Source organism: Lujinxingia vulgaris (assembly GCF_007997015.1).
In the GTDB taxonomy this organism is placed as follows: Bacteria; Myxococcota_A; Bradymonadia; order Bradymonadales; family Bradymonadaceae; genus Lujinxingia; species Lujinxingia vulgaris.
On record NZ_VOSM01000028.1, the window covers coordinates 1 to 1,545 of the forward strand.

The window sequence follows — 1,545 nt, forward strand, 5'->3', positions numbered from 1 at the left end:
CTAGCCTGACCCTCGAGCTTCCAACTCTCCTTCTCAAACGCCCGCGCCCACCCGGAAGAACCTTCCCGGTGGGCGCGGGCGTTTTTGCTGATCGACCACGCTCTGACTGCTCACGTGAATGCCAGGTCTCAACGCTTTTGGCCTGTGTTACACCGACACCTCGAGTGGGTGTTTTCATCTCACAGCCTCATTCAGCGCCCCATTTCACACCTCTAAGAATCCGACGCACCCTTCACGTGAACGCATCTTCCAATACGTTTCAAAGTCGCTATCTTCACTTACGCAACACTCGAAAACGCACCACGCTCTTTGACAACTCCATGAACAACGCTCGCCAGGTGAGTTTCACACAAAGCACAGGGCGTACAACGCTCACGTGAACCCCCATTGCGATGTTTTCAAAGGTCGCTATCGTCTAGACACGCAGCACTCGAAAACGCACCACGCTCTTTGACAACGCCATCAACAACCCTGCCACCCGCTCTTCAGACAGGGCACGAACGCCGCTCACGTGAAGCGGGGTTTCCAACCCTTTTCAGAACACTTAAGTTTGATTTAACAGCAGCGAGACGCCGCACCTTCTCCACTTAAACCGGCTACACGAACACCGAAACCCACCGACAAAACCCTTCACGTGAACCCCGCTCGACTTCATCTTTTAGAGCGCTACTATCCAACACAACCAATCCGAAGGAGGATATAATGAAAGCAGCGACCACCATCAAAACCGCCGTCAAGTTCATCCAGGCCGTCGGCACCATGACGGCCGAGATCATCGCCGCCATCGACGCCGTGAAGGCACCCAACAAGAAGAAATAACGCAAACAAACAGGCAACCACCCCACCCTGATACGCACCTGAGGAGAAGAACATGCCGAACAAAGCCACCATCAATGCCGCCATCACCGTCGTCAAAGCCGTCGCCGCCGTCGCCGTCGCCGTCCAGACGGTCGCCAAGGCCGCCAAGAAGTAAGCCTGGCGCTCGCCCACCATCTCAACACCACTTCGGTAAGGAGCCACCATGTCCATCGAAATCATCGTCGCCATCATCAACGCCGCCGTCTCCATCATCGGCATGATCATCTAAGCCCGGGTATACCCTGGCAAAACATAACACTCACCATCCCACCCCGACACGCACCTGAGGACAACACCATGTCGAACAAAGCCACCATCAACGCCGCCATCACCGTCATCAAAGCCGTCGCTGCGGTCGCCGTCGCCGTTAAGACGGTCGCGAAGGCCGCAAAGAAGTAAGCCCCGCACATCTTTATTAACTCAATACTCAGGAGAACCCATGAACGCCGAAGACGTGGTCGCCGTCGTCGATGCCATCGTCACCGCCATCACCATCATCATCGACGCCATCGACTAAGACCTTCTTTCATCACCTTGCCGGCGCGTTCTTCGCGCGCTGGTAAGCGCACCACCCCACTTCATCTTTTTACCCATTCAGGAGCTAAACATGCCGCCTTTCATCGCTATCCCCGTCGTCATCATCGCCGCCACCAAGGCCGTCGTCATCGCCACCCAGATCGTCAAAGT

General features: G+C 55.7%; 1 protein-coding gene. It reads right to left on the bottom strand.

The genetic code is table 11. The annotated features are described in order from the left end of the window. Positions 1–669: 669 nt before the first annotated feature. Positions 670–1,071, bottom strand: a complete 402-nt coding sequence (locus FRC98_RS20735; RefSeq protein WP_146983492.1) for a hypothetical protein — start codon at positions 1,069–1,071, stop codon at positions 670–672. Positions 1,072–1,545: the final 474 nt, after the last annotated feature.

Coding starts and splice junctions, on each gene's coding strand:
- FRC98_RS20735 (WP_146983492.1), bottom strand. CDS start 1,071: ATGATGGAGACGGCGGCGTTGATGATGGCGACGATGATTTCGATGGAC.